The organism is Ralstonia pickettii, from assembly GCF_001699815.1.
GTDB lineage: Bacteria > Pseudomonadota > Gammaproteobacteria > Burkholderiales > Burkholderiaceae > Ralstonia > Ralstonia thomasii.
In genome coordinates this window covers 1-7,784 of record NZ_MCGB01000054.1, presented here as the reverse complement: position 1 = coordinate 7,784, position 7,784 = coordinate 1, and the positions used below count along the sequence as shown (strand labels likewise).

5 protein-coding genes and 1 pseudogene are annotated in these 7,784 nt (G+C 66.1%); 2 read left to right on the top strand and 4 right to left on the bottom strand.

Translation table 11 applies throughout. The features are described from left to right. Positions 1-122 precede the first annotated feature (122 nt). Positions 123-320, top strand: a pseudogene (locus BEK68_RS07600) (ATP-binding protein); the annotation flags it as partial. Between the two features lie 21 nt (positions 321-341). Here BEK68_RS07600 and BEK68_RS07595 read toward each other — a convergent pair. Next, the gene (locus tag BEK68_RS07595; protein ID WP_004637161.1) at positions 342-1,394 is read right to left on the bottom strand and encodes a diguanylate cyclase; all 1,053 of its coding nucleotides are present in this window, start codon (positions 1,392-1,394) and stop codon (positions 342-344) included. 263 nt (positions 1,395-1,657) lie between these two features. Then, a complete protein-coding gene (locus BEK68_RS07590) occupies positions 1,658-2,146 on the bottom strand; it encodes an Lrp/AsnC family transcriptional regulator (RefSeq protein ID WP_004637162.1) in 489 nt (162 codons plus the stop codon). 144 nt (positions 2,147-2,290) lie between these two features. Here BEK68_RS07590 and glmS point away from each other — a divergent pair, with 144 nt between their 5' ends. Further along, a complete protein-coding gene (gene glmS / locus BEK68_RS07585; RefSeq protein ID WP_004637163.1) occupies positions 2,291-4,222 on the top strand; it encodes a glutamine--fructose-6-phosphate transaminase (isomerizing) in 1,932 nt (643 codons plus the stop codon). A gap of 127 nt (positions 4,223-4,349) precedes the next feature. On the opposite strand, the gene BEK68_RS07580 is transcribed toward glmS, so the two are convergent. Next, positions 4,350-5,162: a DUF6671 family protein gene (locus BEK68_RS07580; protein WP_234305999.1), complete on the bottom strand. Its 813-nt coding sequence runs from the start codon at positions 5,160-5,162 to the stop codon at positions 4,350-4,352. Between the two features lie 41 nt (positions 5,163-5,203). Further along, a complete protein-coding gene (locus BEK68_RS07575) occupies positions 5,204-7,756 on the bottom strand; it encodes a YbcC family protein (RefSeq protein ID WP_004637165.1) in 2,553 nt (850 codons plus the stop codon). Positions 7,757-7,784 lie beyond the last annotated feature (28 nt).

Below are 7,784 nucleotides of genomic sequence, written 5' to 3'. Positions count from 1 at the left end.
TTAGTGGGAGGCCACGATACCCGTTTGAGAAGTGAACAGGAAAGCCAACAGAATCAACGATCTACCAACACCACCCCCGCGCCAGTGCTGGGTTTGCGTACCGCCAGTTATTGCACTGAAAACGAGGGGACCCCTTGTTCGGCGTGTTCCAGCGCCTGCACCGCGAGACGGAGTTCGAGGGGGTGGGCGCGGGGCTCGCACTGTGCCGCGCCATTGCGCAGCGCCACGGCGCAGAGGTTAGCGCGACGGCGGTGCCGGGCGCTGGTTGCACGGTGCGGGTGCAGTGGCCGGTGAACCCTGCAGCCGCCAACGAGCCCTGACGCCGGCCGCAGTGCTGGCTGCTACACCGCTGGTACCAGCGCTGGCTCCATGCACCCCGCCACCTGATTGCGTCCGCCGTTTTTGGCGACGTACAGCGCTGCGTCCGCGGCGTCGATCCACGCCCGCAGGCTGCTGTGGCGGTGGTCGGCCGGGGCCACGCCGATGCTGCTGGTGATGCGCAGTTCGGGCAGGCTGCGCAGGCGCACGCCTTCTGTCTGCTCGCGGATGCGCTGGGCAATGGCCAGGGCGTCGCGCGCATGCATGCCGGGCAGCACGATGGCGAATTCGTCCCCGCCGTAGCGCCCCGCGCAGTCACCGGCGCGCACGTTGCCCCGCACCACATGCGCCAGCGCGCGGATGACCTCATCGCCCACGGTGTGGCCGTAAGCGTCGTTGATCTCCTTGAAATGGTCGATGTCCAGCATCAGCATGCAGGCGGGCTCGTCGGTGGTGTGGTGGCGGCGCAGTGCGGCCTCTGCCTGCTCTTGCCAGTGGCCGCGCCCGAACAGGCCGGTCAGTGCGTCCACGCGGCGCAGTTCGTCCAGCATCTGGTTCTGGCGCGCAGACTGCCGGATGAGCTGGTAGCTCACGGCGCTGACCGACAGCGTGTGCAGCGACATCACCGGCAGACAGGCCACTATCACGCGCATGGAGGTCTCGGGCGCCCAGTGCAGCCCCATGACCGCCGTGCTGGCCACACCGGCCGCCAGCATCACCCACAGGGCGCGCACCCACAGCCCCCGGATGCCGGTGGTGATCTTGTCCACCATGGTCAGGGTGAGCAGCATCACGCTGGGCAGCAGGTTGAAGTGCATCAGCGGCACCAGCGCAGCGACCAGCGCCGAGTCGATGAGCAGGTTGCGCACCTCGGCGGCGTATGGGTCGGCGGCGCGGCGTGTGAGCAGGTAGGCCACGTGCGGCCACACCAGCGTGGCCAGCAACAGCGCCGTCCAGGCCAGGGGGGATGCCTGGCGCTCCCACAGCACCGTGGCCACCACCATGCCACCCAGCCCCATGCCCAGGATGCGCAAGGGGTAGATGCGGCGGGGCATCTGGCGGCGGGGCGTCGGCATGGGGGTGTTGGAGAAGGGCGGTGCTGCCACGCGGGCATTCACCGGCCAGGTAGGTTGAAAGTGCGGGGGAGCTTACAACGCCCGGTCAGGCGATACCAGCAAGAAATGACCGTGGTCCATTCCCATCAGTCGCATGGATGACCTTGCTGGGTGTTGGGATGTGCTGTGGGGCCTGTCAGGGGGGGCTGAGGGGCGGGGCGGTGAGAGGGCGCCGATGAGGATGCAGGTGGGTTTGCTAATAAATTGATAGCAGATAGCGCATGTCAATCTGGCGCTACCGGCACTTTGGTCTCAAATTTGGCCCGGCGGGTTGCAAAGAAGGCCTTCACATTGCGCACGTTGGCGTCGCCGGTGAACAGCCGCTGCGACAGCGCCAGGTAGCCCGGCATGTCCCGCGTGTGCACCACCAGCACAAAGTCTGGCCCGGGTGACACGCGCCAGCACTGCTGCACGGCGGCCTCCTGCACGGCGCGGGCTTCGAAGGCGTCGAGCTGTTCGGCCCCCTGGCGGTCCAGCGACACCTCCACGATGCACGCCAGCCCGTGGCCTTGCAGGGCAGCCAGCCGGTCGGGCTGCAGGATGGCCACCTGCCGCTCGATGAGTCCCACATCGTGCAGGCGCTTGACGCGGCGCAGGCAGGTGGGCGGCGACACATGCACCTGTTCGGCCAGGGCCTGGTTGCTCTGCGCGGCATCGGTCTGCAACAGGTTGAGCAGCTGCAGGTCAATTGCATCGAGCGATATGAATTCCATTGGAGGTCAGAAAATGAACAAAAATTTCAACATTGATTATTGGTGAAATTAAAGTTCATGTTGCTGCAAATATCAATCAATAATTTTTTGGGACGCTGCCTACCATCGCCGCATCCCATCACATTCCAACCAAAGGCAACCACCATGTGCGGCATCGTCGGCGCAGTATCCACGCGCAACATCGTTCCCATCCTCGTGCAGGGCCTGCAGCGACTTGAATACCGGGGCTATGACTCCTGCGGCGTGGCCGTGCATGCGTCCAGCCTAGACGCCACGCGCCCTGCCGGCCTGCAGCGCGCCCGCAGCACCGCCCGCGTGGCCGAGCTGCTGGAGCAGGTGAGCACCGAGCACATCGACGGCGCCACCGGCATCGCCCACACCCGCTGGGCCACGCACGGCGCGCCTGCCGTGCACAACGCCCACCCGCATTTCAGCCACGGCACGGGCGCAGACGCCCATGCGCAGGCCGCAGGCCGGGTGGCACTGGTGCACAACGGCATCATCGAGAACCACGAAGAACTGCGCGCCCGCCTGCAGGCACGCGGCTACGTGTTTGCAAGCCAGACCGACACCGAGGTCATCGCCCACCTGGTGGACAGCCATTACAGCGGCGACCTGTTCGACGCCGTGCGGGCCACCGTGGCCGAACTGCATGGCGCCTACGCCATCGCCGTCATGCACAAGGACGAACCCCACCGCGTGGTGGGCGCACGCGCAGGGTCTCCGTTGATCCTGGGCGTGGGCAAGGACGCAACCGGCGCCTCGTCATCGCGCGAGCACTTTCTGGCCAGCGACGCCATGGCCCTGGCGGGCGTCACTGACCAGATCGTCTATCTGGAAGAGGGCGACCTGGTGGACCTGCAGCTGGGCCGCTACTGGATCGTGGGCAAGGACGGCAATGCGCTGACCACCGGGCAGCGCCCCGTGCGCACCGTGCAGGCCCACAGCGGCGCGGCCGAGCTGGGGCCGTATCGCCACTACATGCAAAAGGAAATCTTCGAGCAGCCCCGCGCGATTGCCGACACGCTGGAAGGCCTGGCCGGCATCGTGCCCGAGCTGTTTGATGGTGCAGGCCAGCATGGCGAGCCCGGCGCGGCTGCCTGGCGCGTGTTCAAGGACATCGACAACGTGTTGATCCTGGCCTGCGGCACCAGCTATTACAGCGGCTGCACCGCCAAATACTGGCTCGAAGAAATCGCGGGCATTCCCACCCAGGTCGAAGTGGCCAGCGAATACCGCTACCGCACCAGCGTGCCCAACCCGCGCACCCTGGTCGTCACCATCAGCCAAAGCGGCGAAACCGCCGACACCCTGGCCGCGCTGCGCCACGCGCAATCCCTGGGCATGCAGCACACGCTCACCATCTGCAACGTCGCCACCAGCGCCATGGTGCGCGAATGCAAGCTCGCCTACATCACCCGCGCCGGGGTCGAGATCGGCGTGGCCAGCACCAAGGCCTTCACCACGCAGCTGGCGGGCCTGTTCTTGCTGACGCTGGCCCTGGCGCAAAGCAAGGGCCGCCTGAGTGAAGAGCAGGAGGCTGCACACCTCAAGGCCATGCGCCACCTGCCCGTGGCCCTGCAGGCCGTGCTGGCGCTCGAACCCCAGCTCATCAGCTGGGCTGAAGACTTTGCGCGCATGGAAAACGCGCTCTTTCTGGGCCGAGGGCTGCATTACCCCATCGCGCTGGAGGGCGCGCTCAAGCTCAAGGAAATCAGCTACATCCACGCTGAAGCCTACCCGGCCGGTGAACTCAAGCACGGCCCCCTGGCCCTGGTGACCAGCGCCATGCCGGTGGTGACGGTGGCGCCCAACGACGCCCTCCTGGAGAAGCTCAAGAGCAACATGCAGGAAGTCCGCGCCCGTGCGGGTGTGCTGTACGTGCTGGCCGATGGCGACACCCGCATCGAAAGCAGTGAGGGCATCCACGTGATTCGCATGCCCGAGCACTACGGCGCATTGAGCCCACTGCTGCATGTCGTGCCGCTGCAGCTGCTTGCGTACCACACGGCCTGTGCGCGGGGGACGGATGTGGACAAGCCCCGCAACTTGGCCAAGAGCGTTACTGTGGAGTGAGCTGTCGAACACCCCGTTTTTTACCAACAACTGACTGATCGATTGGCCAGTTGTTGTTTGCTTTGTGACGCCTCGCCGGTCAGTGTTCAAACCACTGTGCTGAACGCGGGACCGCTGTGATTGCAAGTCAGGGATTGCAATACGCGCAGTGGCGAGGATCTGCCAATGCCCGCGTGGCTTTGCTCATTCTGGACTGGTATTCGCAGCGTGGGCACGACCACACCTCAGCGCGGCAGGATGCGGTAGGCCGTCCGCAGGCAGAGCAGGTAAGCCCCGGTATGCGTTCGGTGACCCAGTAACCCGGGGCGTTGCAGGCTGGGCAGTTCGACTGCAGTCGCTGCAGCAAGTCCTGCGCAGCTTGCTCGATGAGGCGCATGCGGGTGGGGTTGGCAAAGGCCCTCAGGTCCGTCTCCACAAAGACCTGGCGGTTGCGGGCCTGGGCTTGGCAGGCGTCGAAGCAGTGCCGCAGCCGGTCCCAGTCCGCGATGCCTTTGTGCATGCGGGTGTCGTCCTGGCTCTCCGGGCGCATCACCAGCTGTTGCTGCGGGAAGCCCTCGCGCTGCGCAAATGCCTCCACGGCACTCCAGTTATCGCTCAGCAGGTGCCCGCTGCGCGCAGGCCCTTGTGCCATGCCGACGACTTCGATGCCCATGCGGTCGTCCAGCCAGGCGATCAGCTCCACGTTCCAGGGCACCATTCCTGTGAACGGATCGGGACCAAAGCTGCCCTCGCTGGCCAGGCCGGCATCGAGGCCGGAGAGCTCCATGCCCTTGCGGGCTTTGCGCCGTGCTGCATCCAGTTGCGAGCCCGCACGTGCCGTTTCGCGGGTGAAGGTGCCCAGCAGGTCGGTATCGAACCCGCTGACATGTTCAATCGTGCAACCCAGACCCGGCTCCAGCGCGGGCGCGATGACCCGCTCCTTGCCATGCTGGGTCAGCAAGGCGATGCGGCGGTCTGCATAGGGGCGTGCACTGGGGTGCATCACCAGTTCTCCGTGTGCAGCGGCTCCCAGAGACCCTGGTCATAGCGCATCAGGTCGGTGCCTTCCCACCGCCAGAGGTGCAGCCACCCGTGGTCCACCAGTTGCTTGACGACGGCATGTTGATGGATCACTGCGTCGATGGATGGGCGGGGCGCATCAATCACCACGGTCAGCCTCAGTGGTTCGTGCAACCAGCGCTTGCCGTCGTGCACCGACTGCTGCGACAGGCCGATGCGCAGATCACCGCCGTTGCCTTCAAAGACGCCGATGTGTCCGCCCACCACGTTGTGCAGCACCTTGTTGCCACTCCCCAGGCGTGTGGGGGCGCAGGTGGATGCGTGGTACTGCCAGTTGATCCAGTGGGTGACCAGCATGGGCGCGGTCATGAGCGCTTCCAGCAGGCTGCCGTCGGGGTCTCTTTGGGCGTCATAGTCGTGCAGAAAGCTGCGTCCTTGTAGCGCAGCGCCCAGCGTCCTGTGCCGGGGTGCGATGACGAAGGCTGCGTTGCCCGCCAGGCCCCATTCCGGGCGCGTCTGGGCGCCATCGTTGGCGCGCCTTCGCAATTGCTTCAGCAAATCGTCGTGCGGTGTCCGTGGGTCGATGTGCAGGTGCGGTGCTCGTTCTCTGCGGACCTGGTCACTGGCATGGTGTAGCACCGGCTGCAGGCTGTCCCACCGTTGGCGAGCGGCTGGGGGCAGCAGGTCCAGGTCAAAGCCCTCGATCTCATCGGTTGTGGTGTTGTGCAGGGCCGCCACGAAGGTTGTGGACTCCGGAATGGCGATGCCTTGTTCCGCCAGGCCCGTACGCACGGCAGGTTCGTTCAGCAGTTGTGCCAGGCTGCGGGCACTGACTTCGCCGGTCTGGCCGCAGCATGCGCCGCAGTCCAGCGCTGCCGCATGGGCGTTGTTGGCCGACTGGCTGCCATGCCCTACCAGCAGTACCAGGGGCGCCAGATAACCGTCCAGCCCCATGGAGCGCAGCACCCGCGCTGCCAGCGACACCTTGGCGCCGATGTCCAGCCCCGTGAGCTGGGGCCGGCACAGGGGGCGATAGCGCGCAGGCAGGCCTTCCAGTGCATCGTTGGCCCTGGCTTGCCGGGAGGGCCGCAGCCATTGGCCCAGCTTGCCCGCATAGCCCACGCCCGCCGCTTCAACGAACGAGAACGCCGCACCCGGCCAGCGGCTGGCGGACAGCCATTGGTCGGCCAGCGCAAAGCGCCTGGAGCGTGCGTGGATCGCTGCTTCTTGTAGCGTCGCATCGGTCTTCAACGCGCCCGCAGTGGATGGCACGATGCAGTCAGTGGCTTCTACTGCGGGTGCCAACAGGCCCGGCAGGTGGGGCGTGCGAGCGCTGGTGCCCAGCGGTGTGTAGGCGAGGGGCAGGCCAAAAAATCCCGCGAACCCGATGGTCTGTACGGCGGGCCAAATGGCCTCCAGGGACCTCCGCAGTGGCTCGCTGCGCACATCAATACAAAAAGCGGCTTGCACCTCGATCTCGTGCTGGTTGGGCGGGGCACTGCCGGCACCGAGCAGCCGCTGAGCCAGTTGGCGCTGGTAGCCGACTTCCAGAGCTACTTGCCACACTTCGTCGACCAGCAGAGCCTGCTCTGCCCGTTGCAACAAGGCGGGGGCCTGGCCCCAGGCCTGTTGCAGCGCCTGGAAGGCATGGGTGCCTGCGGCATCGTCCTTGCAATGCAGTAGAACCGCACCCCATGCCAGCCGGATCGCCAGCAACTCCCGCAGGTGCGGGTCGGAGGTCTGGTTCAGGTGGGCCTGCCAGCCTAGATAGGCGCACCACGAAGCCCAGCCATTCACCGTCAGCAGCACCGACTCCAGATAGTCTGGCCACACCGCCTTGGGAAGGCGCAGCCTGTGCAGTACCCAGCGTTCGGCGTCTTCCCGGGTGGCGGGCAGAGCCTCCAAGGCCTCGGCGAGGTGTGGCAAGCCCATCAGCAGGCCGATGGAGTGGTCGTGCTGCAGAGTCTCGCGCCAGAACGCATACAGGCCCTCGGACCGCTGGGGCTGCCAGTCCGCCTGTGTCTGGTCGAAATAGGCGGCGCAGGTCTGGCTCACCTGGTGGGTGATTGCCTGGCGCCAGGACAAGCGGGTTTGGCGGTGGGGGTCGTTGTCCAGCACATCGATCAGCAGGGGCAATTGCTCTACGGGCTGGGTGTTGTGTAAGGCCTGTACGCAGTCTTCGGCAGTCAACCCGCAGGCTTGCGCCTGAGGCATCTGGCGGATCGCCTGATCAAGGTCCTGGGCGCTGATGCGTCCTTCCGTCCACGCTTGCAGTTGCCGGTCGCGCCCGGGAAAGACCTGAATGCCGCCCAGCGCTGCCATGCGCGCTGCCACCCGGCGCACCGGCATGCCGATGCGCGCCCAGTGCGGGTTGACTGCAATGGCACGGTCCAGGGGCCAGGCCGGTGCAATGGCTTGGCACGCTTGTGCGCAGGCGGTGTCGATGTCGTTGTGCGAGGCCGGGTGCTGCGCAGCGTGCGTGGGCGCTGGCGCCGCGAGCTCCTCGGTGGGGCAGTCGGTCAGTGATTCCATCATGGGGTTCTCCGGGTGCAGTGCGGTTCAG

Excerpts from the sequence above, each read along its gene's own strand:
- BEK68_RS07595 (WP_004637161.1), bottom strand. The coding sequence starts at position 1,394 with ATGCCGACGCCCCGCCGCCAGATGCCCCGCCGCATCTACCCCTTGCGC.
- BEK68_RS07590 (WP_004637162.1), bottom strand. The coding sequence starts at position 2,146 with ATGGAATTCATATCGCTCGATGCAATTGACCTGCAGCTGCTCAACCTG.
- glmS (WP_004637163.1), top strand. The coding sequence starts at position 2,291 with ATGTGCGGCATCGTCGGCGCAGTATCCACGCGCAACATCGTTCCCATC.
- BEK68_RS07575 (WP_004637165.1), bottom strand. The coding sequence starts at position 7,756 with ATGATGGAATCACTGACCGACTGCCCCACCGAGGAGCTCGCGGCGCCA.